The organism is Phormidesmis sp. 146-12, assembly GCF_052939495.1.
The window spans coordinates 152,035-178,978 of sequence record NZ_JBJPHS010000003.1 but is presented as its reverse complement, the minus strand read 5'-3'; the positions used below and the strand labels follow the sequence as shown (position 1 = coordinate 178,978).

The following is a 26,944-nucleotide window of genomic DNA, read 5'->3' as shown; positions in this document are numbered from 1 at the left end:
AGGGGGCTGCCTGGAGTGATCGCCACAGCGAGGGATTTCATCGAATTCACGTTAAGTTTTACCTTATTTTTGATTGGTAACTGACGATCGTCAATCCACTTAAACGCATTAATAATTGGTCCTAATCGTCGGAAATTTGCGACGGCGATCCATTATTAGCGGCATCACTGACTGCAAAATCTACATCTTCATACAGCGCTTCCATACTGATCTGAAAATCTAAACTGGCTAACTGAATGCTCTCCTTTTGATCGTAGGAATAAAACACCCAAACGCCTGCTTCGCTGCGACGAAAACATTCAACCTGCTGTCTTTTTTGGCTGATCAACACATATTCTTGTAGCGAGTCTAAATGTCGATAAGCTGCAAATTTATCCCCGCGATCGAAGGCTTCTGTCGAGTCAGACAACACTTCTACAATCAGACAAGGATAGGATTTTGAGTGAGAAGATGAACGATCACGATCGTCACAGGTCACCATCACATCTGGATAGTAGTAACAGTTTAGCGGTGGAATGTACGCTTTCATGTTTTCCATAAACACACGACACCGACCGCCTCGAACATGACTTCTCATTTGAGTAAACAAATTGCCCGCGATCGTATTGTGAGAATCGCTTCCTCCTGACATGGCATAAACTTGTCCATCAAAATACTCATGCCGAATTTGACTTTTCTCCTCTCCTGCTAGATACTCTTCTGGAGAAATGGCTGAGTGCTTGAGTTGGGCAATCATCGGCTTTAATGAAAACACTAATGTTATTTTAGGTCAGACGTATGGGAATGCCTTGCCAAGTTAACAGTATTCTAAAATTGAATCAAGATTATCCATCTGGGTTAACGCTGGACGCAACGCATCAAGCAACGAAACCAGGATACCGAATTTTTGCGATCGACGTTCCCATTCCCCTTGTCGATGACCACTGGAACGCTTACGCAGATGTAATTATTGAAAAACTCACCTGGCAACAGCAAGAAACACACCTCACCTTTCGGATCAGTCGCATTTACACACAACCGTTTGCGCTAAAGTCGTGAATGCTTAGTGAGTAGCTGGATGAATCAGAAAATTAACAGAATTGAGAATTCAAAGCTCAAAAATCTGCGACGCTACAGCGTATAGGTAAAGTCATCGACGATCATTCCCGGAGTCCAGCTTCCGCCCAGATTGCGACTGCCATAGGTGCCGACATCGGGGATGAATTCTTGAACACTCGTCAAGGCGACCAGGTGACTGCCCCAAAACTGATAGACGCTATCATCAAAGCGCAAATTCTCGATCGGAGCTACAATCTCACCATTTTCTACCCAAAAACAAGCGTAGCGAGTCATGCCCGTAATCCGACCGGTGGGTCGATCGCTCCAGTTTAAATAGTGCAAATTGGACACATACAACCCCGTATCCAGCGCAGCGAACACTTGATCAACGGGCAGATCTCCAGGGGTGATTTCGGGCGAGCGCAGTCCCTCGTCTTGATTGGCACCATTCGCAGTTAGATTGTATTCTTTGGCAGTTTTTGAAGACACCAGCAGATTGACCAATTGACCCGACTCGATCAGCGCCAGTTCAAGCGGAGCCGTTTCGCCTAGCTCGTTAAATCGGGGCACCAACCCCTGCTGAAAGTTTTCTTTGAGCGTAAATTGAGGCGACAGTTTCTTTTCTCCGCGCCGCAACGCCCCAAAACAGCTACCCCCCTGCTGATAAGAAGCCTCACTCACGCCACCCCACGACAGCATCGAGAGCAATTCAGCGATCGCCGCAGGTGCCAGATAGGTGCGATATTGTCCCCGTTCTATCGATTTGGGAGGTTGGGCCAGACGGTCTAGCTGCGATCGCGATTCCTGCATTTTAGCCAGGTAAGCGGCTTGATCCCAATGACTGCCCGCCAGCGTTCCCTTCAAGGCTTGCCCCTGGGAAGTAAACAGCGAGTAGTCAAGCGAAAAAGAATCGGTAGCAAACCAGTGCCGTTGACCCATTGAGTCGGCATAAGCGCGAATGGTCAGTCCGGCGGCATACAGTCCTGTAAAATCCAAATCAGCGACCGGGGGCAACAGCGTCGAAACCACTGCCTCTGGCGGGAGAAGCTGACCCTCATGCACTTCTCGACTCACACCATTTCCAGAAGGTCGCACCAGATAGGGATTGACCGGAAGCTGAGGAACTTCTTGACGGAGCGCTGAGAGAGCTTGTTGGGACTGCTCTCGATCGACCGCTTCTTCTCCCGTAAACGGAAACTCTACATAGCTACTGCGCTGATCGTGCATCAACGTCAAATGAACGCTGCCATCGCTGACAGTGCCTGTTTGCCGCACTTTGGCGTGATTAAACCGAGTGAATTGGCTCTGTTCGCTGTTGAGCGTCAAGGTAAATTGTTCGTCGGGTCTGAGTTGATCGGCGATCGTCGCGGCCAACTGATTAAAACTGGTTTCCATTGCGTCTGTCGTCATGACCCACCCCCAAACACTTCTACGTTGGCAAAAACGGCCATCGGCGACCCGTGACCGACCCAGATGACTTGATTGGGTTCTCCTTTGCCACAGACGGGCGTGCCATACATCTGCCAGGTGTTGCGATCGCCCAACTTAACAAGACTGCTCCAAAACTGCGGCGTGACTCCTCGATAGTTTGGGTTTCTCACGGTTTTGGTCAGCTTGCCGTTTTCGATCAGTTTGGCGTACTCGCAGCTAAATTGAAATTTGTGACGCTGATCGTCGATCGACCACGATCGATTCGATTCCATATAAACGCCGCGATCGATCCCGCCAATGATTTCGTCAAAGCTGGCTGTTCCTGGTTCAAGGTTCAAATTAGCCATGCGATCGATGGGGGGACGATTCCAGGAAGACGCGCGAGTGCTGGATACACCCAAAACGCCCGATCGCGCCTGACTTTCGAGTCCGCCCAAACCGCGCTGCAAAATGCCTTCCTTGACCAAATATTCACGAGAAGCGGGTGCCCCGGTATCGTCAAAATGATAGCTGGCAAACTCGCCCGACACGGTAGGGTCAAAGGTAATATTCATCAAAGGCGACCCATAGACTCGCTGTCCAAAGTCTTCTAGCTTGATAAAGCTGCCGCCTGCATAGTTGCGCTCGTCGCCCAAAATCCGGTCTAGCTCTAAGGGATGCCCCACACTTTCGTGAATTTGCAGCAGCATTTGATCAGGAGCCAGTACTAGCGTGGTCGTCTCCGTGGGACAGTCCTCGACGGTAAGAAGCTCGATCGCCTGTTCGCCAATTTGTTGCACTCGCTCCCACAGGTCAGGCGTAACCAAATATTCCAGGCCGCCTTGATAACAGTGAGCCAGCCAGCCGTTGTGCGATCGTCGCTGAATGATTCCCCCATCTTGGGCGGTGGCTGCGTAGTCGGTGCCAATTTGCCAAAATTTTTGCTCAACTTCAGACCCGTTGCTGCTGACAAACCAGGTGTCTTTTTCGGTGGTTAAAGCAGTGGCGCTGGCTTGAACGATACGATCGTCTACTTTGAGCGTGTGACAAATCTTGACCAGAATTTCGTTAATTTCCCCTGGTGTCAGCGCGTCAAAAGGTTTGAGAATCGGTGAAGTGTATTGACCGACCACTTTGGGACGGGCCGAGAGAGCCGTGGCGTGAATATTCCATTCGCTGGCGGCGATCGCTTGTCGGTAAGCTGATTCGGCGGCAGCCTGTACGCTGGCAAACTTGAGTGAATTGGTTGCTGCATAGCCAATCTGACCGTTGACCAAGACCTCCACCATCAGCCCTTGAGTGATACTGGTGCCGTTGGTTTCAGGAATGCCATCTCGAACGGAACGGGTGGTAGAGGCTTCTCTCGTTGCCCTCAGCCCCACCCAATCGGCAGAAACCGTAAGCGCTGAGAGCAGTTTTGACAATTCAACAATCATTATTTGCTAGAAGAGGAATCATGAACAGTTTTTCCTGAGTGAATAATATTAGCTCACCTAGGTAAAAGCAGAATATTTGAGGATTCTAACAGTCTAACTGCGATGCCAGAGGGTTTCACCCCCCGCTTTGTCGATTAGCGTGATCCTCTGGGCTTGAAGCTCGTCGCGAATACGATCGGCTTCAGCAAAGTTTTTAGCCTGCTTAAATGCTCGTCGTTGCTGAATTTTGGTTTCGATTTCAGCGTCGCTGATTTGATTAAAATCGCTCGTTTCGACTTCAAGTTCTGCCTCTAATCCCAGCACGTCAGCCAGTTCAATTAAGGTCAACCACTGCTGTTGAAGGGTTTGGGCATCAGTTCCAGATGGCTCTCCATGAACCAGCAGATTCCCTGCTTTCTGCAATTCTTTGGCAATCTCAAACAAAACCGCCAGTCCGCCAGATGTATTAAAGTCATCGTCCATCGCAGCTTGAAAGGCACTGTGAGCGGGAGAACTCTGAATTTTTGCCTCTGAATCCCAGCCCAACTTCTCGCCGTATTGATATCCAAACAGCAGTCCTTCTTTCAGTCTGTGCCAGCCATTTTCGGCGGCGGTTAGCGACTCGTCAGTGAAGTCGATCGGTTTGCGATAGCTCGCTCCCAGGACAAAGAACCGAATCACCATCGGATCAAGGCCCTTTTTGTCCAACAAATCGCGAATCGTGGTGAAGTTGCCCAGCGATTTTGACATTTTCTCGCCGCCGACATTCACCATGCCGTTGTGCATCCAATATTTCGCAAGCGGTTGACCTGTGACGGGTTCAGACTGAGCAATTTCGTTTTCGTGGTGAGGGAAAATCAGATCTAAACCACCGACATGAAGATCGATCGCGTCTCCCAAAAATTCGCGTACCATTGCCGAACATTCAATGTGCCACCCCGGACGGCCCGCGCCCCAAGGCGATTCCCAGGCAGGTTCTCCCGGTCTAGCGGCTTTCCACAGCGCAAAGTCAAACGGGTTTCGTTTCTTTTGACGATCGGGATCATCCGATTCCACCCGTCCACTGGCCCCCGCTTGCAGATCGTCTAGCTTGCGACCAGAGAGTTTGCCATAGGAGCGATCGCGCCCCACTTCATAGTAAACGTCGCCCTCTGATGGATACGCAAAGCCTTTCTGCTCCAATTCGTAAATCAGTCGTTTGATGCCGTCCAGCGTCTGCGTAGCGCGAGGATAAGCGTCAGCCTCCATCACGTTTAGCCGTTCCATGTCCTCAAAGTAGGCTTGAATGTAGCGATCGGACACCTCCTGCATCGACGAATTTTCTTGCCGCGCCTTGTTGAGAATTTTGTCATCAATATCGGTGAAATTCTGCACGTAGCGCACCTCATAGCCTCGCCATTTCAAATAGCGGCGCACCGTATCCCAGACGATATACGATCGCGCATGACCCAGATGGCAATAGTCATAGACCGTTACGCCACAGCAATACATCCGCACCTTACCGGGTTCGATCGGCTCAAAAGATTCTTTGCGGCGGGTTAGCGTGTTGTAGAGCGATAAGGGCATGGGGATGAATGAGGGCAGATTGGAACTTCAGTTTGAGCTTAAGAGATAATCATACAAGTCTAGATCAGCGATAATCAGAAAGAGTGGTTTAAGGGGGGTTGAGTAACCATTTTCCCCGTTTCCACTCCCTGCTCTCTCATGTGAAATGCCCTATGCAATCAGCAGCGACTTCTTCCGATTTGGCCATGGATACGCCTAAAACTGGGCTGCCCGTCACGATCATTACAGGCTTTTTGGGTAGCGGTAAGACTACTCTACTCAACCACATTTTGACCAACCAGCAAGGGCTAAAAACTGCGGTTTTGGTGAATGAGTTTGGTGAGATTGGCATCGATAATGAACTGATCGTCCAGACCAGCGATGACAATAATATGGTGGAACTCAGCAACGGTTGTATTTGCTGCACCATTAATAATGATCTGGTCGAAGCGGTTTACAAAGTTTTGGAGCGAGAGGAGGCGATCGAATACCTCGTCGTCGAAACTACGGGACTGGCTGATCCGCTCCCCGTGGCGCTGACCTTTTTGGGAACTGAGTTGCGCGATATGACTCGGTTGGATTCGATTATTACCGTCGTCGATTCTGAGAACTTTAGTCTGGATTTGTTTAACAGCGAAGCAGCTTACAATCAAATCGCTTACGGGGATATTATTCTGCTCAATAAGGCTGATCTGGTAGATGAAGCCGATCTCGATCTATTAGAAACGCGAGTTCGAGAAATCAAAGAAGGTGCCAGAATTCTGCGAACTACGAAGGGACAGGCTCCGTTGGCAGTTCTGTTGAGTGTGGGATTATTCGAGTCTGACAAATATTTTGATCCCACTGCCGAAAAGCACGAGCATCACGACCACGAGCATCACAATCACGAACATCATGATCACGCCGATCATTCTAAGGGCGATCACGATCACGAGCAGTGCAGTCATGACCACGATCATGCACACCACCACCACTCTAATCACTTAGAAAATGATGGCTTTACGTCGGTCTCCTTTCAGAGCGATCGCCCCTTCAATATTCGCAAGTTCCAAAATTTCTTAGACAATCTGCTGCCCGGAAATGTCTTTCGCGCCAAGGGTATTCTCTGGTTTGACGAAAGTCCCAAGCGTCACATTTTTCACTTGAGCGGCAAGCGTTTTTCGCTTGATGACACCGAATGGAGCAGCAACCCCAAAAACCAACTGGTGCTGATTGGGCAAGGTTTGGATGAAGAGACACTGCGATCGCAAATCACTGATTGTTTGGGCGTTCCCTCCACCAGTCGCGGCAAAGGGTTTAGAAAATAGGGAAGAATAAGTTTTGAGGCTCAAATTTCACCCTCAGCGCTCAAGACCCAAATTTATGACCCATCTACAAGTTCTCGTTTGCCAGTACCAAAACTGTCTTGAAAAAGATTCAGCGGAGGTGCTGGCAGCTTTTTTGGCGCATCCAATTTCTAACGTGACGGTGATTGAGTCTGGATGCCAGGGACAGTGCAATATGGGAGTGACGGTGCGCGTGCTGCCTGACGAAGTTTGGTACTGTCGAGTTAAGCCAGAACAGGTAGAAACGATCGTCGAGCAGCATCTTAAGCAAGGAAAGCCAGTCGAAGACCTGTTGCATCCTCGATTTCATCCCCGGTTCTGAGGGGAGCAAATCTTCAAACTTCAACCATGCGAGTCATTCTTCAGCGCGTTAAATCTTCTCAGGTGACGGTGGATGGAGCGATCATCGGCTCAATTAAGCGAGGACTAAACCTGCTGGTAGGCATTGCGACAACTGACACCGAGACAGAACTCGACTGGATGGCGCGCAAGTGCTTGGATCTGCGAGTGTTTCCTGATGGAGACGGGGGACGGTTCGATCGCTCTGTGCAGGAAATTGGCGGCGACTTGTTGGTAGTCAGTCAGTTCACTCTGTATGGGGACTGTCGCAAGGGGCGGCGACCTTCTTTTGATCAAGCAGCGGCTCCTGAAATAGCAGAACAACGCTATGAGCAATTTGTTTCAAAACTACGGCAGAGTGGGCTGCGAGTCGAAACTGGAAAATTTGGGGCAATGATGCAGGTGACGATCGAAAACGATGGCCCATTGACGGCTCCCCGTCCTGAAGTTCGGGGATTCTTGGCTCATCGGGAGTCCTGCGACTTTACCCTCACCAAAATTCACTGCGATGCGCCCCACCGCTGTATCGATAGAGAAAATTCTTGCTGCTCCCTAGGAGCCAAAACTTTCTCAGGCATTACCACCCCTTGCGAGACAGGTTCCTCCGCTCAAGGCGTGAGCCTCTGCCTGTGTTGTGGACTAGCACAAGTATACCAAAGTCGCCCTAAAAGTGCGAGGCTTGTATCCCATTTTCTTGGTCACTCTCATTTTGGAGCGATCGGCAACCAGCGACTAACTGAGTTTCACCAGCGAAATCAATAGCCTGCCGCCACCATATCAAGCTGATGAGAATAGGCAATGCGTTTGACTTGAGTGTGCCACCGCCCCGATGACTCAAGGGTGAGCAGCCGAAATCCAGGTTTTTGATGATCTAGGGCAAACTTGGAGCTTTTTGGCTCAAACTGAATGCAGGTTGAAGGCGTTCCCAAGTAAGTCACCTGTTTGCGCTGATACTGAAACTCTTGGTGAATGTGACCAAACAAAACAATCTTGACTTGAGGATGACGATCGAGCACCGCAAATAGCGCATCAGGATTTTGTAAAACGCTGGTGTCTAGCCAATCTGAATGCGTCAACAAGGGCGGATGGTGCAGGGCGACGATCGCCGGACACTCCGAATTTTGCTGCAATTCTTGGTCAAGCCACGCTAATTCGTCGGCGCAAAGCTGACCGTGTACGCACCCCGGCACAGCAGAATTGAGCAAAACAACCTGCCAGCCATTGGGTTGAAATGATTTATCAGGCAAAAAGAGCGGATGAGTGAGCGATCGCGCCATCACATCAGGCAGGTCGTGATTGCCAGGGAGCCAATAGACCGGAATGCCCAAAGGACTCAAAAGAGATTGCAGACGATCGTAAGAGTCCGAGGTGCCATCTTGAGAAAGATCTCCAGTCAGCAACAGCAGATCGGGCTGCGGATTGAGCCGATACAGTTGCTCAATGAGAAACTCAAATGAGTCCGTAGTCGGCAAACCCAAAAGGGTACGATCAGTTTCTGCAAACAGGTGAATATCTGTAACCTGAGCAATGAGTAAGGGAGGATTGTAAACCATACTTGCTGAATTCGGAGCGCGACTCGAATATTGCACAAACTTTTGAACTTCCACGTCAGCCAATTCGTTGAACTTCAGAGCTATCTGACTGATCTCCAATTTAGCTGACAAAAATTAATTAACTTAACTTTAGAAACTAACGCACAGCGACAAAATTGATCATTAACTTGTAATCCTATTTTTTAGCACACGGTTAACTGGGGACGGCTCATCTTTAAAGGTGGCAGGCTTCTCCTTAAGATTTACTACACCGCAGAGGGATGCATCGTTTTCAATCCTCCCAGAGTACCCTGTAACAGAACGTAGATTTGCGATCTGATCCCTAAGTTTGCCGTGATTTAGATCACACTTAATACTGACGTATTTCATCCGACGGAATAATTTATGATCTTTTAAGATCATCTGTAAGATGTAGCCAGAGACAATTTTCTCACTGATGCTGATAGAGAAGCTGGCTGAATTATTGTTTTTGACAAACGATCGTTTGGATACTACAGCGTTTTCGCACTTATTGTTCTCTGAGTAGAAAAGCTAGAGCAGCGTGGCGGATTGCCTCAATAGGGTTTACGCAAAGGTAGGGGTCGTGTAGATGACTGTGAGTTGATTCGTTGGATTTTTTTAATTTGTGATTCTTTCATGATTCTTAGTAAGCACCTCTTCGAGCAAAGACAACCAAAATCGTTTTGCAAATGATCATCAAGTCATATCCGACACTCCATCGCTCTTGATACTTGAGATCGAGGTCAAGAACTTGCTCAAAATCTTTGATGTTGGATCGACCGCTGACCTGCCATTCGCCCGTGATTCCAGGTTTGACATTTAGGCGTTGCCAGTGACGATCGCCATAGTGAGCCGTCTCATCCGGCAAAGGGGGACGGGTGCCAACCAGACTCATCTCTCCTATCAACACATTCCAAAATTGGGGCAGTTCATCAAGGCTAGTTTTTCGCAAAAATTGACCGACTCTGGTCACTCGTGGATCGGTATTATTCTTGAAAAAGAGACTGCTCCCTTCGTTTTTGACGTGCTTCTTCAACTCTTCTGCATTAGTGACCATCGATCGCAGCTTGCACAACCGAAAAGGCTTTCCCCGTAGACCACAGCGAGTTTGACTATAAAAGACTGGCCCCGGACTGTCGAGCTTGATCGCTACGACGATCGGAACATAAAGGATTGCAAGAAACAACAGTCCAATCAAACTACCTCCAATATCAGTCAACCGCTTGAGCAATGAAATTGTGGATGGATGCGGAGATACCGACGCAAACGGTGAGGTGAATGCAGAAGATTCGCGGGCTTTAGAACTTTTGATCATGGTGCTTCTTCCCAACTCATTGGTAGAGCGTGAGTTTTTGGGGACGTATTGAGTTTTCGCTTGCTTTGTGGGGGCTGTAGGCTGTGGACTTTGGGCGGTGGACTCTGGACAGAGCAGCATTGAAGATTTTCGGTCTTGGGTCTAGCGTCTCTAGTTGTCGGTCTAATCGCTAATCCAAAATTGCTTTGTCTGATAGTTTCTCTTTGACGACTAACCAAAAAAACGGCATCACATCTAGTAGATATCTCTTCCATAGCCTTCTCGGTTCTGATACCAGACGATAGAGCCACTCCAAGCCAACATCACCAATCCACTTGGGCGCTCTAGATTTGTGTCCGGCTTCAAAGTCGATCGCGGCTCCCAGGGCCATGAGAATCTTGATCATCGGGAGTTGGTCTCGATACTTCAAAATCCATTTTTCTTGTTTAGGACAGCCCACCCCCACAACTAATACAGTTGCTTCGGTGTGATTGATTAAGTCAATGATTCTTGAACATTCAGCCTCGTCTTTTTCAAAACCAAAGGAAGGAGAATGAGCGCCGACTACAATTCTGCGGCCGACTTTTTGGTTAATACAATTTTGCGCCTGTAGGGCCACCCCTTCGTCGGCTCCCAACAAAAAGATTTTGATGTCTAAATTTCTGCGGTGACAGGTGTAGAAAGCTGGCAGGATATCTGATCCAGAGATTTTTTCTTGAATTGGCTTGCCCAAAAAATGTGAGGCATAGAGCACGATCGTACTGTCACAGACTATGTAGTCAGCAGCGTTGTAGGCGTTCTGCAATTCGCGGTCTTTTTGCAGTCTAACAATGTGATTAACGTTGGGTGTAAAGACGATTCCAGACTTAAGCTCTTGCAGAAACTCTAGCATTGAAAGATTGTCAATGTTTGTGTTAAAGATCTTCAACTTACGGGAAGCGTAGAACATAGATTGATTGGCCTCGCAATCACTGAGTGTCGGGGGAGTGCGGAGTAACCGCAGAAGTTTGCAAAACGGGCCGTAGCAAGTTGATGCGGCACGGAGAACTCACCAGATCTCTACCTGGTGTCAGCGTAAATTGACGGGAGTGAATGCCCACAGAAGAACGATCAGGATTAACCTGCACGAGCAAGGCAACTTTGTATCCGAGAAGGCAACAGTTAGCTATGGGTGTAGAGAAAGCGTGTAAAAAACACCCAGCTAACAACGGTGAAAACCATTGCAGAATGAAGCAGAGATGTCGGAAACAAGATTGCAGAACAGAAAATGCCCCAGATGTAGCGAACCAGTTTTAAGTGCGGGCAGGCCTGCTTTTTCCCTGATTTTGCGCTCTGCGATCGCCCCTGTAAATAAGCAAAAACTTCTTGAAACCGAGTGCCCCATAAAAGCACTTTACTAAAGCTGATTTTTAGCGCTTTCTTGACGGTGGTCATTCCCAAGTTGGAATCAAACTCTAGCAATCGACTGTGATCAAACATCATGTTTGAATCTTCTTGAAAACTGACTGGTCTAAAGTAGGCGGGTGCATGAGGAAGAATCAATGAAGTCCGGCGATCGGACTGAGCAGTGGTAGCAGCATCAAACCAGAAATATCGAGTAGAGGGAGGTTCTGAGTCGTCATCCTCCTGCGTAGAAGTCAGAAGGGAAGTTGGTTCTGGCATCTGGGGATACACCTTAAAAAAAGCAGTTAACAGGTCATGCATTCACTATCAGGAATGACAAGCTAAATAGAAAAACAAACGGTTTAGTTAGAAGATTCAACGCAAATTTCCCACACGATCAACTATTTCTGAAATAGAACAGCGATTGCTGATTTGAGAAATTACTAACCAAAGAAGCCGAAATCTTACACAGATTTACTTTACAAACAGCCTCTATTTGATGAACCCTACTTTGACAAACCGATAATTTAGCGATGGCTTAATTTTCATGGATGAACGATAGATTAGTCAATAGATTTACAAATTCTTCATTTTCACTTGCGTCAACGATAATTCAAGATACTTACATCAATAGATCTATTGGAAAGGAAACAGCTTATGGTCAATTAATTACTGAGTGGCAAAACAGTATTTACAATACTGATGCAATACTTCAATCAAAGCTGTGAATCAGACCTCCGATCAAAATAAAAATATTTTAAGAATGCTGTAGCCAGCCCTGAATCTATATCAGAAGCTTTTTGAACAACATTCTATGATGCACAATATTACTGAAGACCTAAGCGATCAGTAATGTAGATTTGGTCGGGAAAATGCTCAAAAGTTTTTAGGTCACGCTTCTAAAACTTAATTACATCTCAAGACAGTTCACTGTGGTTTTGCAAGGGAATTCACCATCAGAAATTTGGAGTTTGTGACACCCTATAGTCTCGATCGATTTCTGCATTCATCTACTTCTAAAACGATGCGATCGCAACATTCTTAAGCCACGTCGCTGACATTCAGTTGACACAACAACCCTGTAACCTGTGAGTATAAACAGCAGAACAGAGGCAAGGTTGTCGGGTCAGTAGCTGCATTCTGATTTCGTCTTCCAGGTCAGTCATATCAATTGGGCTTACCGCTGGTGCAAAATCTCAGAACCGCTGAAATTTCTCAAACAACGTTCAAGCGTCCATCTGTAGACCATCCGATCGCAGCAAATCACCCTGGAAAAAGTTGACGAGTTGCTAACCAGATGTTCAGAAGGCTTGAATAGGCGATCGGATGTGAGCTATCCCCAGTGCTACCAGCCGCTTGAACTCATCCTCTCGAATCCAGCCGGGATAGATTTGAGTATAGGCAGCAGACAGACAGCACCGATAAACAGCGCCAACAGACAAAACGCTTACCAAATACACCAACGTGTTAGACACAAAATTGAAAGGCTGACGGTCACGACAATAAAACGCAACCGCGATCGAGAAAACGAGGCTGAGTAAAGCCCAAAACCTTCGACTTGCCATAGGAGTGATTCAAGTTAGAAAAATGGGTCGAATGCGTCATACAACACCAGACAAAGCTGATCGCCAACGATCGAGTGTTTAGCAAGTAAACGCAAGGAAAATTGCTACACAGACTAAGACACCATTAATCTCGCGAATTTTGCGGGCTGCAAAGATTGAATTGAGCAACGCTATCTCGAACCATTTTTTCCAACAGATAGTGGCTCCAACGCTGACTATCAGGTAGTTTTCTCATCAAAAGAGTTGAGTCGGGGATCAAGAAGCCCTGATCATAGCTGCCCGTTTCATCGCTGGCATCTTGATCAGAGTGACTCTCATCCCGTTCTCTAACGAGCGCAATTAAAGCAGTTCGATCGTTCACAGCTACCTCCAAATAAATCATTCACAGTTACTGAGGTTGAATTCAAAAAACAACCTCCTGAAACACAGCAACGAAAAGTATCAACTTCAAAAACAGCTAACTCAAAACTAGACTGGAGATTTTGAACTTCAGGTCGCGTCTGAGTAAATAGGTCTACCCAGTCTGAAGTTCTCTCAGGTCTAGCTTTCTTCTACTTGCAACAGCCGCCAATCAGCATTTGGGGATTTCTCCAACAAATACTCACTCGTCCGTCACAACACTTTAGAATCGCAGAAACAGATCAGGGATTGCTATCACTCACCTCAATCTGCGCCTTCCCCTAAATCAAGCTTGAATCAAGGCTCCATTCACCGATCCAAGGCTCTAAGAGCAATCTGTAACCACGATCGTCTTCACGGGCTGAGTCAGTAAAATCAACAGCCGCTCAAGCAAAGAATACAACACAAACAGCCATAACCGCTTAATCGCGATCAGAACTAGCGGTTGCCCTGGCAAAAACCAGACTTGATTCTCTGGTTCTACCCCACGCTTCAACCTCTCTAGTGTGACAACTAGATTGTGAACGACCTGCACGCGATCGACGATGAAGCCAATCTGTTTTAGGCTGTCCGCAAACTGCTGAAAAGCAACGATCGCATCACCTCTCTGGAAAACCCAGTTCAACAGATGAGAAATTAGTCGCATTTTTAGCGTTGAGGCACTTTCGGCTCCTTGAAAGACGAGGTCTTGTACCTTCCCAACGACAGCGGTCATCGTGCAAGACGAAAGCCAGGTCGGAAGGGGAGGAACGTTTCCTTCAAATTGAGTAAAGCGCAAAGATTGAGGAAATTCCTTTCTGAGATGGTGTGTGGGAGCATATAAACTGAGCAGTAGACGCTTGCCTCCCAAATCAACCATTTTCACCTGTAGGGGCACCTGAGAGCGATATGCACCTTTGACTTTTGGTAAGACTAAATTCGATCCAACATCGCGATCAACAAAACCGCGAGTCAGGTTGACCATCACACTCTTAGTATCACCACTACAGAGATTATGATCAAAAAACGCAGGGGTTGACATCTTTCAAGATTTTTTAATTAACTGGAAAGCGAGTTCGCAGCCCAATCTGAAATGCAACCAATATCAATCAGTTACTACATTTAAGATTTAGAGAAAAAATCTCCAGGAATACGAACGCATTTGCTGATGCAACCGAAGTAGACACCCAAATTTCCCAAGCTCACCTCAAAAGCAATGGTTGCTGAAGTTTGCTCGGTAGCTTCCGCTATTGAGGTAAATACTATGGTGAATATAAATTCGCGATGATGCAGGTTAGTACAGTCTGACAAGCGTCACATAGCTGCCAGAAATTGAGGACAGCCGTCACTAACCAGTTTGACACTACTGTAAGGATCTTGAGTAATTGATACGAATTGTGAATCGCGATCGCAATGGTCTAGTTTAAATTCTGTCCACTACAAAACCCATTATTGCGAGATTGTGGTTTGAAAGCTAGCGTGTTCTACAAAGTATCAGTTTTGTATTAAGAGTTATCTTAAGTTAATAATCTCTGTATTCCTAAACAGGTTCTATCACTGATATTTTTCGATTCTTTTTTTATCTCTTTATGTTCATCTTACGATTGATCAAAGCGTTTTGATCAGCGTAAATTCAGTGAGTTTTTCCGCTTCATTCTCTAGCGCTTTAGACATTACATTTCCATTTTGGAGAACTTCGAGCCGGAATTTTTGACCCAAAGTTCTCCAATTTGAAATCTAGGTAGCGGTCAGAACGAATGCTTAACAGGCGTGGAGGAGTTTCTTGATTCAACGTCCGCTACAAGAAATCGTCTCTCTCAGATTCGCTTGGCGATCGCGCTCTAACCGCTACTTTCATCTGTTGCTAACTAGATCACAAAGTTCACCAGCTTTCCGGGAACAACGATCACTTTTTTGGTCATTTTGCCTTCAAGGTAGCGTTGAGCAATTTCTGACTCACGGGCTGCCTGCTCGATCGCCGCCTTGTCCGCCTGAGCCGAAACCTGAATTGTGCCGCGCGTTTTGCCCATAACTTGAATCACGATCGTCATTTCATCAGCCACCAAGGCGGAAGGGTCAACAATCGGAAAGGATTGAGTATGAATCGAGTCAGCCTGTCCGATTGAATGCCACAACTCATCGGCAATATGCGGCGCAAACGGGGCTAACAACAACAGCAACGTCTGAATGCCTTCGGCATAAACGGGAGAATCTTTACAAGTTGCATCCGTCAACGCATTGCTGAGTTTCATCATTTCTGAGACAGCCGTGTTGAACTGATAATCACCCTGCAAATCTTCGCTGATTTCTTGGATGGCAATGTGAATCGATCGCCGCAGTTCCTTCTCAGGTTTGGCGAGATCAGAGGTTTGGATTTTGGACTTTGGACTTTGGATTTTGGATTCTGTGATCAACCGCCAAACTCGATTCAAAAAGCGAAATTGTCCTTCTACGTCAGCGTCTTCCCATTCCAAATCCTTTTCGGGGGGCGCTTTAAAGAGAATGAACATACGTGCGGTGTCTGCGCCATATTTGTCAATTACATCGCCCGGAGCCACGCCGTTGTACTTTGATTTGGACATTTTTTCATAAACGACTTCTAGCGGCTCGTGCGTTTCCGGATCGGTTGGATTCGCCAAATCAGCAATATTGCTGGCAGTCACATATTTGCCCGTTTTGGGATTTTTGTAGGTCTTGCCCTGCACCATGCCCTGCGTCAACAATCGTTGAAACGGTTCATCAAAATTGAGTAAGCCGCAGTCGCGCAGCACTTTTGTAAAAAATCGCGAATATAACAGATGCAAAATCGCGTGTTCGATTCCACCGACATATTGATCGACGGGCATCCAATCATTGGTTTTGGCGCGATCGAAGACCGCCTGATCATTCTTCGCATCGGGATAGCGCAAAAAATACCAGGATGAATCAATAAACGTGTCCATCGTATCGGTTTCCCGTTTTGCCGGAGTGCCGCAGGTTGGACAAGGCACATTTAACCAAGAGTCTAATTTACTCAACGGAGAACCGCCCCGCCCAGACAACTCAACATCTTCGGGCAACTCCACAGGCAACTCAGACTCAGGTACAGGAACCGAACCGCAATCAGGACAGTGAACGATCGGAATCGGGGCCCCCCAGTAGCGCTGGCGCGAAATCAACCAATCCCTGAGCCGATATTGAATTCGAGCTTTGCCGTACCCTTCTTTTTCTGCCTTTTGAATCACAGCTTGTTTGGCCTCCAGCGAAGGCATTCCGTCAAACTCAGCAGAATTGATCAAAACGCCCGGTTCGGTATAGGCAGCCGTCAACGGAGCAGACCCATCCCCCTCTTGAGGAATGATCACCGGAACGATCGCCAGTTCATTCTGTCGAGCAAACACAAAATCTCGCACATCATGCGCCGGAACCCCCATCACCGCCCCCGTCCCATACTCATACAGAACGTAATCGGCAATCCAAATCGGGATCTCCGCCCCTGTAAACGGATTGACCGCCTTGCCGCCCGTAGGAATTCCTCGTTTAGGCTTATCTTCTGCCGTCCGCTCCAATTCGCTCTGACCCGACACTTCTTGAACAAAGGCCTCTACCGCAACGTGTTGATCCCCAGTTGTGACTTGTCGCGTCAAAGGATGTTCGGGAGCCAGCACGACATAAGTTACGCCGTACACGGTATCAGGGCGAGTCGTAAAAACGCCAACTTTTTGATCGCTACCGACGATCGGAAACTCTAAATACGCGCCGACGGATTTGCCGATCCAGTTTGCCTGCATCAGCTTGACGCGATCCGGCCAGCCGCTCAACTGATCCAAATCATTCAGCAACTGTTCGGCATAATCGGTGATCTTCAAAAACCACTGACGCAGCAATTTTCGTTCGACTTTTGCGCCCGATCGCCACGACTTACCATCGGCATCGACTTGCTCATTAGCCAAAACCGTTTGGTCGATCGGGTCCCAGTTCACTGTCGCTTCTTTTTGATAAGCCAATCCCCGCTCAAAAAATTGCAGAAAGATCCATTGCGTCCAGCGATAGTAATCAGGCGAACAGGTTGCAACCTCGCGATCCCAGTCAAAGGAAATGCCCAACCGATTGAACTGATCCCGCATCTGAGCAATGTTTTGATACGTCCATTTGGCAGGCTGTGTGTTACGCTCGATCGCCGCATTTTCGGCAGGCAGCCCAAAGGCATCCCACCCCATCGGATTCAAGACGCGGTACCCTTGCATTCGTTTGAGACGAGCGATGACATCGACGATCGTATAGTTCCGAACGTGCCCCATATGCAGGTCACCAGAGGGATAGGGAAACATCGACAGGGCATAAAATTTTTCTTTGCTGCTGTCGATCGCAGTCTGGTTGAGTCCTTGCTCAGTCCAAACTTGTTGCCACTTTTGTTCAATCTCTGCTGGGGTATAGCGGGACTCCACGATCAAAACTCCTAATAAATCAAGTGTTTACCCATTCTATTCGCGTTAGGCACGGGGAGGGGGGTTTTGAGTCTTCAGCCAGTGGTTTTCAGCCATCGGTCTTTAGCGATTATTCTTTAGCCATTGACGGAGCGATCGCACCACGCTAATGTCATCTTCTGTCTCTGCAAGTTGAAGAAACTGCCCCAAAACAGCTCCAGAAATCATCGGAAAAGTTGGACTAAACTCACATTCCACGTACTCACCTTTTTGTAGCTGATAGATGACTACACCTCGCGATTCTGTATATCGCCAAACTTCAGGAATTTGTAATTGTAGGTAAACGCCAAATCGCCGACGAGAAGAGCTGGTGATGTCTACTTCAACGGCCAAATCAGGAGGGGGATCAGTCGTAATATCGAGCTTTTTACCCAAAATTCTGCCTATATTCTGAATATAAAAGCAGGCATCAGGTTCAGCCCCTTGCTCCAGATCTTCGCGATTAAGCGTCGTCGAACCGTACCCTCTTAGCCGCATTTTTGATTCTTCAGCCAATACTCTCACCAAGGCTTCTAGAAATCGATTAATAAATTCGTGTAAATCAGAAGGCATAATAATTTCTAAAGTACCTCGATCGTAAGCCAGCCGAGAAGACCGACGATCGCCCAAATCCTGAAGCAGTGCTTGATACGTTGCCCAACTGACCCCTTCAACGACAATGTGTTGCGTCTGCTGACTTGAGGATGGAATGAGTGTAATTGCCATAACCAATACCTCCTTTGCCCGTATTCTATCGGATTCACCCTCTCGTTACACTTCTGGAAACTGCCCATCTCTTAAGCGCAGATTCGCTTAATCTAAACCTATCCGCCATCGCCCGCCCATGACCCTGATTCGCGTCTTTACCTACGGAACGCTACAGCCTCAAGAGCTTCTTAAACCAGATGCCAACTCATATCAGCGATCGTGTGCCCAAAAGCTGGTTGAATCCCGTGAGGCGATCGCCTTTGGCACCCTTTACCATTTACCGCTCGGCTACCCCGCCATGACTCCGGGAACTGCTCCCATCTATGGCTCTCTGCTTTCTTTTAGCGATCCCAGCATTCTGCAAATTATGGACGACTACGAGCGACACGACCCAGATGACTTAAAGCAGGTCTTCCCAGATCAGAATTTGGAAGATCACGAATATGGACGGCAAGAAATCGAAGTGTTCGATCACCACCTACACGCTTTAGGGGTTGCCTGGGCCTATGTGATGACGATGCCACAAATCGATCGTCTGCAAGGAATCCCAGTTGTGAGCGGCAGATGGAGCAGTACAAAAAATAATCCGCAGCCAAGAACTTCCTGACTCCGGATTCATCGATTTCTAAAATAAAGCCTAGTGAGCGCTGGTCGATTTGTTTTCCAAACCAGTCGGAGCTTTAGAATCAACGGTAGCCGTTTTGGGAATCGACAGGACAGGTTGATCGAGCGCCACCAACAGCCCATCCCCATCAGATAGGTTTTCTTGAGGAGACTGCACCGCAGGGCGCTCAACTCTTCTTGCCATTTCGGGAGTCGGGGACTGACCCATCGGCGCAAAGATCGTCACTGCACCTACAAATAGAGCGGCGATCGCCGTCCCACCCCAGACGAGAGAAAGTTTAGGGCGGCGGTCAAGGCGAGCAAATACCTTCTCAACCGTCACTTCTACCGGTTGACTTTGAGGCGTGGGTAGAGAGCGGAAGCCCTGACGCAACTTGAGTAAACGGCTATGAAGCTGCTGCACCGTCACATCAGTCGCCAGCCACTCTTCTACTTGCTTGCGCTCTGCCGCCGTCACTTCACCGTCTAGATAGGCACTCAGCAACTCGAAGCGATCGCGCTGCGAAGGGTTTGACTCAACCTGATTATTCATAGTGTCGGGTGTGGACGGATCGATCGGAGATGGTTGCATGGAATTTTTGTGCGAATCAAAATCGGGGTTCATCTTAGGATCACTTCAGTTGAGATGAGAATACCCAGTCATCAACAAACGCTAGTCTACTAAGTCAGTCTGAGAAACTTCAACTCACGCTAGATAGGTCTCGAAATCGCCGCTATTGAGGGAAATATTACCAAAAAGGGTAGATGAAATATCACCAAAAAGGGCAATTGTACTCGCAAGCTCACAGAGACTTTAAACTTTGTCTAGCCGCCGTTTAAGTAAGTCTGCAATTGGGTCTGGAGTCGGTGGCGCGCTCTGGCAATCCTCGACTTGACGGTGCCCAGCGAAACCCCAGTCAGTTCAGCGATTTCTTCATAAGCCATTCCTTCAATCTCGCGCAACACGATCGTCGTGCGAAAAACTTCGGGAAGGTCAGCGATCGCTTCATTTAACTGGTCATAAAACTCGCGCGTCGTCAGATCTTCTTCAGGGCCTGGGGTTTCTGAAGCAAGCTCCCAATCGAGTTCGCCATCTTCAAGCGACAGCGGTGCATCTAAAGAGAGCGGGCTAGAATTACGTTTGCGTTTGCGTAGCTCGTCATAAAACAAGTTGGTTGCAATCCGACTTAGCCAGCCTCGAAACTTCACTGGCTCATTGAGACGCTTGATATTGCGATAGACGCGAATCCAAACTTCTTGAGCGAGGTCAGCTCGATCTTGCCAGTCAGGAGCCAAGTGATAGAGAACTTTGTCAACGTGAGACTGGTACCGCCGCATGAGTTCAGCAAACGCCGCTTTATCTGGACGGTGCCCTGTCTGACACTGCAAAACCAAGTCGTAGTTAGGGAGTTTTTCTGCTTGCACTGGTGTCTGAGGGGCTGTTGCCTCAACCGCAGACCAGGATACAGGAAGGGAGTGACTCATGGGCGGAATTTAGCGATACGTTCCTACTTTCCTTCCATGACACAGACTCTATTGAAGAAGTTCCCTAAAAGTTTCCTAATCCTTGTGGTTGTTCTACCAGCATATCTTGCACCGGGAACAAAGTTTTTCTCTCTCCAAGGAGTGAGCCGTTCAGTGACTTTGTTTGGCGGTAGGACATTGGAGCGAAATAAAATCGTTCTAGCTACTTGCTCCAATCAACACTTGCTAACAGAGTTGTGACCTGTGTTTGAGCAATCTGCAACTCCAGAGGAACTGTTGTTTCTTGAAGGGAAGCTGAAGAAATCCCTAAAAAATAGTTCAGCGAGAATGTGATTGTGACTGCCAAAAATAATTTGTTGAACATAGAAACCTCACCTCACAACACCTGGAAACTGCCTTACCGACTGAATTGTAGATTCAAATACTTATTATGGAGAGCAGTTGACAAACTCTTTAAACACGGGTGAGTCAACTGTCAAAATAAGGTGCCCTGTTTTGTCTAAATTGATCGAACTTAAAAAGTAAAAGATGAAAATAGAAACTGCGGAAATGTACCTTTGTATATAAGAAATTTTGAGAAGGCTCAATCAAACGGATGGAAATTTATTCCCCCTAAAGGGTTACATTTTGAACTTCATCCGTGGCGTGATTGCTTCCGGAAGAATATTCACAGAATACGATCGCAGTCCGAAAAAGTTGACCGCATTTTTACAGAGATCAAGTTGATAAAGTATTTTAGGAAGAAAGACATTTCTCCAAGATGGCGGCAAAGATCCAAAACACATCCCTATCAAGAACGTTCATGTTTCTCTGTGTCGGAACAGGCGCTTTAATCGTTGGGGCGCAGTGGCAGCAGTTTCCAAAAATTTCTCTCCCCAGAGTCGAGTTAGCATCGCCAAGGCCGGAGCCGTCTCCAATAGTGCCAACTTCTAACGCCAGAGTCGTGGTTGATCTGAGCGATCGCCGCGTTTATCTCTACAGAGGCAATCAGCTAAAAGCCAAATACTTTGTGGCGATTGGGCAGGCTGGCTGGGAAACGCCGACTGGCTCCTTTAAAGTTTTTCAGATGTATCGCAATCCAGTTTGGCAGCACCCGATCACAGGGCAGACAGTTCCACCTGGCGAAAAGAATCCGCTAGGAAAGTGGTGGATTGGCTTTAGTACTGAAGAGGACTTGTTGATTGGGTTTCACGGCACTGACGAAGAAGAGCTACTCGGTCAGGCCGTCTCGCACGGCTGCGTCAGAATGAGAAATTCCGATGTCGGCAATCTGTATCGCCAAGTCTCGATCGGAACTCCTGTCACCGTGAAACCTTAATTTTTGCTAGATCAAAATCTGAAAGGGATGATGGTCTGTTTCACTTTCGAGGTCGCTTTGAGGTCGCGGTGTCAATTGACTCTAGCGAGGCTCTGCTTCAAAACTGGGCGCATATGCCTGAAGTAAAGCGCTGACCTGAGTCAAGATTTCATCCTTAGAACTCTTCCCGATCGCCTGACGCTCTGGAAAGAATTCGGGCTGATCGAGGTTTTTGGCGATCGCTTCTCCAACTCGTTGAGAAATCACGCCCTGTAGCTCTTCTTTGGCAGTTTGACGCTGGTAAGTTGCCCCCTCTTCGGTGGTGGCGTAAAGCGGGGGAAGGCGGTTGAGCGCATAGGCGGCAATATCCCCCAGATCTAAAGTGCGATCGCTGGTTGCCTCGATCTCCGCTACTCGTGCGATCGCCTCCGTCAACACCAATTCTTCCATCACATTAATAAACTGTTTGCGCGGGACTGCCACCACCTCGCCTGTCAGCAGTGCACCCATCAAACGGTCTAAAGCCATGTATTCTTCGATCGAAAGCTCTAAGGCTGTGTCGCAGATACGCCCTACTTCTGCTTCCATTGCTGGTGTCAAATAGCCATCCTGTAGGGCTTGTTCAACGATCTTTTCAATGCTCATAGCGCCTCTTAAAAACTCCAAACAGCGTTTGAATGGACTAACCCCGGAATCATTTTGCCCCAGATTCTGCATCTAGCAACATGCGGATCTGATTGATCAGTCATGAATTATGCAATTTCTCGATTCGATAAATGCAGATTAGGCGATCGAACAGAAGCTTGACAAGTGTGAACGATCTAGCACGTCTCGCGCCTTGAGAAAGGCAGACTCTTGAGAAAGGCAGACTAATGGACTGCGATCACAATTTATCCTAATCAATCAGTTTATTCACGCGAATTATTCACGCGAACGGCTTGACGCATTCTGAAGACAGCGCGTGCAAATTATGCATCAAATTTCATAAATGGTTTCACTTTACGAGCCAGAGAATTCATCCAGAATAAAACAACTCTAGAGAAAGGAGAGTGCGCCTGTTCCCTAGATTATGAAAACTTAGTATTCTAAAGTTTATAGACTGTAATATTTTTTCTAATATTTAGGACGCTCGTGCAAGAAGACTTCAGGCTGATTGTCGATCTCGTTTCTGTTTTGGCTGCTGCCGCAGCAGGAGGTTTGCTGGCTGCCCTGCTCAAACAACCTGTTTTGTTAGGCTACTTGCTAGCAGGGATGGTCGTTGGCCCAACAGGGTTAGGACTCATCAAAGAACTGATTCAGGTAGAAACACTGGCGCAGTTTGGAGTGGCCTTTCTGCTGTTTGCCCTGGGAGTGGAGTTTTCTTTCTCAGAGTTAAGAAAAGTTAAAAATATCAGTTTAGGCGGCGGTGGGCTACAGATTGCGCTGACGATCGTGGTGACGACTCTAGTCTCGATCGGCATGGGTTGGGTCGCTTCTCCGGCTCAGGGCGTTTTCTTGGGAGGGATTTTGTCGCTCTCTTCGACCGCCGTGGTTCTCAAGTGCTTGATGGAGCGTAATGAAACGGGCACGCCTCATGGCCAGGTGATGCTGGGAATTTTAGTCGTGCAAGATCTGGCACTGGGTCTGATGTTGGCGGTGCTGCCTGCGCTAGATAAACCCGCCGAAGAAATCAGTCTGGCGGTCGGTTGGGCCCTTCTGCAAACAGGACTTTTTGCGCTGGGCGCGGTGGCCGCTGGCATTTGGGTCATTCCTCCACTTTTGAGGCTGCTGGCAAAAACAGAGAGTCGTGAATTATTTTTGCTAGGAGTGGTGGCGATTTGTCTGGGAATTGCCCTGCTAACTGAGCATTTGGGACTCTCGATCGAGATGGGGGCCTTTGTCGCTGGGTTGATGATTTCTGAGGCAGAATACGCCGACCAGACGCTGACCTATGTCGAGCCGTTAAGAGATATCTTTGCATCGCTATTTTTTGCGTCGATCGGAATGCTCATCGATCCCGGCTTCCTCTGGAATAATTTGGAACTGATTTTGGGGTTGGTGGCTCTGGTTTTTATTGGCAAGTTCATAATCATTACGCCTCTGGTTCGGCTGTTTCGCTATCCGCTCAAGACGGCTTTGATCGCAGGATTGGGGCTGGCTCAGATTGGGGAATTCTCTTTTGTGCTGGCTAGTGAAGGTCAATCGCTGGGACTAGTTTCTCGCCGAGTTTACCTGCTGATTTTAGGAACGACGGCTGTCACATTGGTTTTGACTCCTTTTGTGTTGCGATCGGTGCCAAAGCTTTTTGATTGGGCTGAGTCACTACCCTGGATGCAGCGCTATCTCGAACAAACTGACGTACCTTTGGGTGTTGCGGATGATCTGCCGACTCAAAACCATATTGTGGTCTGCGGTTATGGACAAATCGGGCGAAACATTGTGCGGCTGCTCCAAGATCGCAACTATCCCGTTCTGGTAATCGACCAGTCTGAGAGCCGAATTCAACAAGTGCGAGAAGCGGGACTGCCTTACATTTACGGCAACGCGGCCAGTCTGCATGTGTTGGAAAAAGCAGGCGTGGCTCAGGCCAAAGGCATGGCGATCGCCCTTCCTGATCCAATGAGTACGCGCCTTTGCTTGAAGCGATCGCTAGAAGTAGCTCCTGATCTAGATATTGTCGTCCGTGCCAACAAAGATAAAGACATCGAACTGCTTTATCAATTGGGTGCGCGAGAAGTTGTACAGCCTGAGTTTGAAGCCAGTTTAGAACTGTTGGCTCATCTGCTTAACGGAAGCGGCGTGTCTCTGTTGACGGTGCAGAAAGACGTGCAGGAAGTTCGTAATTCTCACTATTTGGAACTGCGTCCAGAGCGTCCTTCTTATGAAATTTCTCGCGATCTAAAAGCCGCCACAGGCGAAATGAATAGCAAATGGTACTCATTGCCGGAAGCGTCGCCGCTATTGGGGATGACGATCGAAGAAACCGATATCCGTCACCTCACAGGCGTTTCTCTAGTGGCCATTCGTCGGGCAGGTGGAGCCGAACTTGACTACCCTGACTCATTGACCACTTTGGAACAGGGCGATCGCGTCTTGATTGTTGGAGAGCCGAATGAAGTCGCCGCTTTTGATGAACTGGCCAAAGGGGAAGCGGCCGTTCCTGCGCCCAATGCCTCTTGCCAATGGATTCAGATGCCCGGAGACAGCATGATGGTGGGCAAAACGATCGCCCAAATTGATCCGCTACAACAGTACGGCATTCGTATTCAGGCAGTGCGGCGAGAAGGCAAGTTTTTGCGATCCCCAGAAGATGAGGTGGCGTTGCAAGAGGGCGATCGACTTCTCTTGTGCGGCAGTTTTCATGCGCTGATTCAGGCAAGAGAGGCGATCGCGCCCAAACTACAACCTTCCCTACTCTCAGAGATGGGGGCTGAAACCAATGGCGGGCTTCTAGAAAAGCAGGTGGAGTCTTGACGCTTTGCGCTGTACAGAGGTGAGCAGGATTCAGAGCTTGGGTTTGACATACACGATCGCCTGCCGCCAAACGATAATCGGCTGATCGTATTGATCCAGCACACAGATACAATGTGGGTCTTGCCAGCGAACTTTTCCGGTGAGCAGATCGCCCGTAACGAGTTTCATCTCGACTTCTTTTTCCTCACGGATGATCGTCTGCACCTGACGAATGCTGGGTAGCCCGGTTTCTAGTTCAGTAGACATGTTTTCTTCCTCTGGCAAATGGCAAACAGCTTAGAGTCGTGAGTTTTGAATTGAAGCAGCTTGCAGCCGCAGATTCAAAATTTGGATCTCAAAACTTTTTCTATAGTTCCGCAATCTCAACTCTACACATCCTTCGGAGTCGCGAATCATGAATGTTGAATTCACTAAGTATCACGGTTTGGGGAATGACTTTATTCTGATTGATAATCGCAGTTCATCAGAGCCTTGCTTGACTCCAAAACAGGCGATTGAGATATGCGATCGCCACTTCGGAATCGGAGCAGACGGCGTGATTTTCGCGCTTCCGGGGCAGGATGGCACCGATTACAGCATGAGAATTTTTAACTCTGACGGCTCAGAACCAGAAATGTGCGGCAATGGAATTCGCTGTCTGGGCCGATTTTTAGCAGATTTGGAAACCTCAGATCACGGAACCGCCCGCGCAGAATATCGCATTCAGACGCTGGCAGGCGTGATGACACCCAAGCTAGAAGCCAACGGTCAAGTGACCGTGGATATGGGAGTGCCTCATCTTTTGGCCGCGGAAATTCCCACCACGATCGTCGCCCCTGACCAAACTGCAATCGATCAACCCTTAGAAGTCGCAGGTCAAACTTGGCGCATTACCTGTGTGAGCATGGGCAATCCGCACTGCATCACTTTTGTAGACGATGTAGCAGAAATTCCTTTAGAGCAAATTGGCCCAAAATTTGAGCATCATCCAGCGTTTCCACAACGGACAAACACTGAATTTATTAAAGTGGTGCGATCGGACTATCTTAAGATGCGCGTGTGGGAAAGAGGCGCTGGAATCACGCTGGCCTGTGGCACAGGTGCTTGTGCGTCCCTGGTTGCTGGAGTGCTTAACAAACGCTGCGATCGCCGAGTAACAATCGAACTGCCCGGTGGATGCTTAGACATCGAATGGGCAGTCAATGACCGCCTCTACATGACCGGGCCAGCAGAGCGAGTGTTTGTGGGCAAGCTTTGAGCCTGTTTCAGAGCTTTGGATCGATGTGGCTGCAAAACTCAGAACTGAAAACTTCCCCACACAGCCCGTTTAATCGTTATCCCAAAGCTCGCTGCCCATCAAGTCACCAATGCGATCGCGCAGCAAAAAATCACACTTTTCTAGCTCACACTCAATGCAGACCCATTCGCGGGCAGGAATATGCTTGCAGAGTGTATAAATCGGTTGCTGACGATTCACCACTCCCTTTTCGACCAGTTGACGTACTTCGTCTTGAATCATGGTCAGGGAGTATTGGATTGTCTGAATCATGTCACCCTCCTGGGAGTCCTTAAAATTGTGCGCGTTAAGAATTAAAAGATTTTGCAAAAAGCATTTTGTTCGTGCCTCGAAGAAAACAGCTTTGTAGTCAGATATACTGAATGTTTTCTATTTTCAGGCTACTTCTTTAGGAATTATATTAAGAAGTGTTGCTTTTGTCAGCAAGGCTTG

The 26,944-nt window shown here is 48.0% G+C and carries 27 protein-coding genes; 8 read left to right on the top strand and 19 right to left on the bottom strand.

The annotated features are described in order from the left end of the window. Positions 1–121: 121 nt before the first annotated feature. Positions 122–754: a Uma2 family endonuclease gene (locus ACKFKF_RS02835; RefSeq protein ID WP_446866284.1), complete on the bottom strand. Its 633-nt coding sequence runs from the start codon at positions 752–754 to the stop codon at positions 122–124. Positions 755–777: 23 nt separating this feature from the next. On the opposite strand from ACKFKF_RS02835, the gene ACKFKF_RS02830 reads away from it, so the two are divergent. Further along, entirely contained in the window at positions 778–1,038 is a 261-nt protein-coding gene (locus tag ACKFKF_RS02830) for a DUF2584 family protein (protein ID WP_446866283.1), read from the top strand. 72 nt (positions 1,039–1,110) lie between these two features. On the opposite strand, the gene ACKFKF_RS02825 is transcribed toward ACKFKF_RS02830, so the two are convergent. The 3 genes from ACKFKF_RS02825 to cysS form a co-directional block, all read right to left on the bottom strand. Next, entirely contained in the window at positions 1,111–2,448 is a 1,338-nt protein-coding gene (locus tag ACKFKF_RS02825; RefSeq protein ID WP_446866282.1) for a TldD/PmbA family protein, read from the bottom strand. Beyond that, positions 2,445–3,884 carry a TldD/PmbA family protein gene (locus ACKFKF_RS02820; RefSeq protein ID WP_446866281.1) on the bottom strand — a complete coding sequence of 480 codons (1,440 nt, stop codon included), beginning with the start codon at positions 3,882–3,884 and terminating at the stop codon, positions 2,445–2,447. The genes ACKFKF_RS02825 and ACKFKF_RS02820 overlap by 4 nt, the downstream gene beginning before the upstream one ends. Positions 3,885–3,977: 93 nt before the next feature. Beyond that, a complete protein-coding gene (gene cysS, locus ACKFKF_RS02815) occupies positions 3,978–5,429 on the bottom strand; it encodes a cysteine--tRNA ligase (RefSeq protein WP_446866280.1) in 1,452 nt (483 codons plus the stop codon). Positions 5,430–5,581: 152 nt separating this feature from the next. Here cysS and ACKFKF_RS02810 point away from each other — a divergent pair, with 152 nt between their 5' ends. The 3 genes from ACKFKF_RS02810 to dtd are packed head-to-tail and all read left to right on the top strand — an operon-like array spanning position 5,582 to position 7,834. Then, positions 5,582–6,715, top strand: coding sequence for a CobW family GTP-binding protein (locus tag ACKFKF_RS02810; protein WP_446866279.1), 1,134 nt, complete (start codon positions 5,582–5,584; stop codon positions 6,713–6,715). 55 nt (positions 6,716–6,770) lie between these two features. Continuing rightward, positions 6,771–7,055 carry a (2Fe-2S) ferredoxin domain-containing protein gene (locus ACKFKF_RS02805; RefSeq protein WP_446858829.1) on the top strand — a complete coding sequence of 95 codons (285 nt, stop codon included), beginning with the start codon at positions 6,771–6,773 and terminating at the stop codon, positions 7,053–7,055. Between the two features lie 26 nt (positions 7,056–7,081). Then, positions 7,082–7,834: a D-aminoacyl-tRNA deacylase gene (dtd, locus tag ACKFKF_RS02800; RefSeq protein WP_446866278.1), complete on the top strand. Its 753-nt coding sequence runs from the start codon at positions 7,082–7,084 to the stop codon at positions 7,832–7,834. On the opposite strand, the gene cpdA is transcribed toward dtd, so the two are convergent. The 9 genes from cpdA to ACKFKF_RS02755 all read right to left on the bottom strand — a co-directional run bounded on the left by cpdA (position 7,828) and on the right by ACKFKF_RS02755 (position 18,416). Further along, positions 7,828–8,679, bottom strand: coding sequence for a 3',5'-cyclic-AMP phosphodiesterase (gene cpdA, locus ACKFKF_RS02795; RefSeq protein ID WP_446866287.1), 852 nt, complete (start codon positions 8,677–8,679; stop codon positions 7,828–7,830). The two genes, dtd and cpdA, sit on opposite strands and share 7 nt — an antisense overlap. 589 nt (positions 8,680–9,268) lie before the next feature. Continuing rightward, positions 9,269–9,940, bottom strand: coding sequence for a sugar transferase (locus ACKFKF_RS02790; protein WP_446866277.1), 672 nt, complete (start codon positions 9,938–9,940; stop codon positions 9,269–9,271). Positions 9,941–10,109: 169 nt separating this feature from the next. After that, complete coding sequence (locus ACKFKF_RS02785; RefSeq protein WP_446866276.1) at positions 10,110–10,811, bottom strand: WecB/TagA/CpsF family glycosyltransferase; 702 nt, start codon at positions 10,809–10,811, stop codon at positions 10,110–10,112. Between the two features lie 269 nt (positions 10,812–11,080). Next, positions 11,081–11,623, bottom strand: a complete 543-nt coding sequence (locus ACKFKF_RS02780) for a hypothetical protein (RefSeq protein ID WP_446866275.1) — start codon at positions 11,621–11,623, stop codon at positions 11,081–11,083. Positions 11,624–12,603: 980 nt separating this feature from the next. Further along, positions 12,604–12,867, bottom strand: coding sequence for a hypothetical protein (locus ACKFKF_RS02775; protein ID WP_446866274.1), 264 nt, complete (start codon positions 12,865–12,867; stop codon positions 12,604–12,606). Positions 12,868–12,991: 124 nt separating this feature from the next. Beyond that, entirely contained in the window at positions 12,992–13,228 is a 237-nt protein-coding gene (locus tag ACKFKF_RS02770) for a hypothetical protein (RefSeq protein WP_446858822.1), read from the bottom strand. 363 nt (positions 13,229–13,591) lie between these two features. Beyond that, positions 13,592–14,287, bottom strand: coding sequence for a hypothetical protein (locus tag ACKFKF_RS02765; protein WP_446866273.1), 696 nt, complete (start codon positions 14,285–14,287; stop codon positions 13,592–13,594). A gap of 826 nt (positions 14,288–15,113) precedes the next feature. After that, positions 15,114–17,672: a leucine--tRNA ligase gene (gene leuS / locus ACKFKF_RS02760; RefSeq protein WP_446866272.1), complete on the bottom strand. Its 2,559-nt coding sequence runs from the start codon at positions 17,670–17,672 to the stop codon at positions 15,114–15,116. Between the two features lie 102 nt (positions 17,673–17,774). After that, complete coding sequence (locus tag ACKFKF_RS02755; protein WP_446866271.1) at positions 17,775–18,416, bottom strand: Uma2 family endonuclease; 642 nt, start codon at positions 18,414–18,416, stop codon at positions 17,775–17,777. A gap of 118 nt (positions 18,417–18,534) precedes the next feature. On the opposite strand from ACKFKF_RS02755, the gene ACKFKF_RS02750 reads away from it, so the two are divergent. Further along, a complete protein-coding gene (locus ACKFKF_RS02750; RefSeq protein WP_446866270.1) occupies positions 18,535–19,005 on the top strand; it encodes a gamma-glutamylcyclotransferase family protein in 471 nt (156 codons plus the stop codon). 30 nt (positions 19,006–19,035) lie between these two features. Here ACKFKF_RS02750 and ACKFKF_RS02745 read toward each other — a convergent pair whose 3' ends face one another. The 3 genes from ACKFKF_RS02745 to ACKFKF_RS02735 all read right to left on the bottom strand — a co-directional run bounded on the left by ACKFKF_RS02745 (position 19,036) and on the right by ACKFKF_RS02735 (position 20,850). Then, positions 19,036–19,593, bottom strand: a complete 558-nt coding sequence (locus tag ACKFKF_RS02745) for an anti-sigma factor family protein (protein ID WP_446858816.1) — start codon at positions 19,591–19,593, stop codon at positions 19,036–19,038. A 233-nt stretch (positions 19,594–19,826) separates the two neighbouring features. Next, on the bottom strand, positions 19,827–20,486 hold the full coding sequence (locus tag ACKFKF_RS02740) for a sigma-70 family RNA polymerase sigma factor (RefSeq protein WP_446858815.1): 660 nt from the start codon (positions 20,484–20,486) through the stop codon (positions 19,827–19,829). Between the two features lie 202 nt (positions 20,487–20,688). Continuing rightward, complete coding sequence (locus ACKFKF_RS02735) at positions 20,689–20,850, bottom strand: hypothetical protein (RefSeq protein WP_446866269.1); 162 nt, start codon at positions 20,848–20,850, stop codon at positions 20,689–20,691. Between the two features lie 438 nt (positions 20,851–21,288). Between ACKFKF_RS02735 and ACKFKF_RS02730 the strand changes: the two genes are divergently transcribed. After that, positions 21,289–21,804, top strand: a complete 516-nt coding sequence (locus ACKFKF_RS02730; RefSeq protein ID WP_446866268.1) for a L,D-transpeptidase — start codon at positions 21,289–21,291, stop codon at positions 21,802–21,804. Positions 21,805–21,885: 81 nt separating this feature from the next. Here the strand turns inward: ACKFKF_RS02730 and ACKFKF_RS02725 are convergent, their stop codons facing one another. Continuing rightward, positions 21,886–22,428 (bottom strand): late competence development ComFB family protein, encoded by a 543-nt coding sequence (locus ACKFKF_RS02725; protein WP_446858813.1) that lies wholly within the window; start codon positions 22,426–22,428, stop codon positions 21,886–21,888. Positions 22,429–22,914: 486 nt separating this feature from the next. On the opposite strand from ACKFKF_RS02725, the gene ACKFKF_RS02720 reads away from it, so the two are divergent. Beyond that, entirely contained in the window at positions 22,915–25,236 is a 2,322-nt protein-coding gene (locus ACKFKF_RS02720; protein ID WP_446866267.1) for a cation:proton antiporter domain-containing protein, read from the top strand. A gap of 30 nt (positions 25,237–25,266) precedes the next feature. Here the strand turns inward: ACKFKF_RS02720 and ACKFKF_RS02715 are convergent, their stop codons facing one another. Continuing rightward, positions 25,267–25,482: an Hfq-related RNA-binding protein gene (locus tag ACKFKF_RS02715; RefSeq protein WP_446858811.1), complete on the bottom strand. Its 216-nt coding sequence runs from the start codon at positions 25,480–25,482 to the stop codon at positions 25,267–25,269. 148 nt (positions 25,483–25,630) lie between these two features. Between ACKFKF_RS02715 and dapF the strand changes: the two genes are divergently transcribed. Then, entirely contained in the window at positions 25,631–26,473 is an 843-nt protein-coding gene (dapF, locus tag ACKFKF_RS02710) for a diaminopimelate epimerase (protein ID WP_446866266.1), read from the top strand. A 69-nt stretch (positions 26,474–26,542) separates the two neighbouring features. On the opposite strand, the gene ACKFKF_RS02705 is transcribed toward dapF, so the two are convergent. After that, positions 26,543–26,764, bottom strand: coding sequence for a DUF4327 family protein (locus ACKFKF_RS02705; RefSeq protein ID WP_446858809.1), 222 nt, complete (start codon positions 26,762–26,764; stop codon positions 26,543–26,545). Positions 26,765–26,944 lie beyond the last annotated feature (180 nt).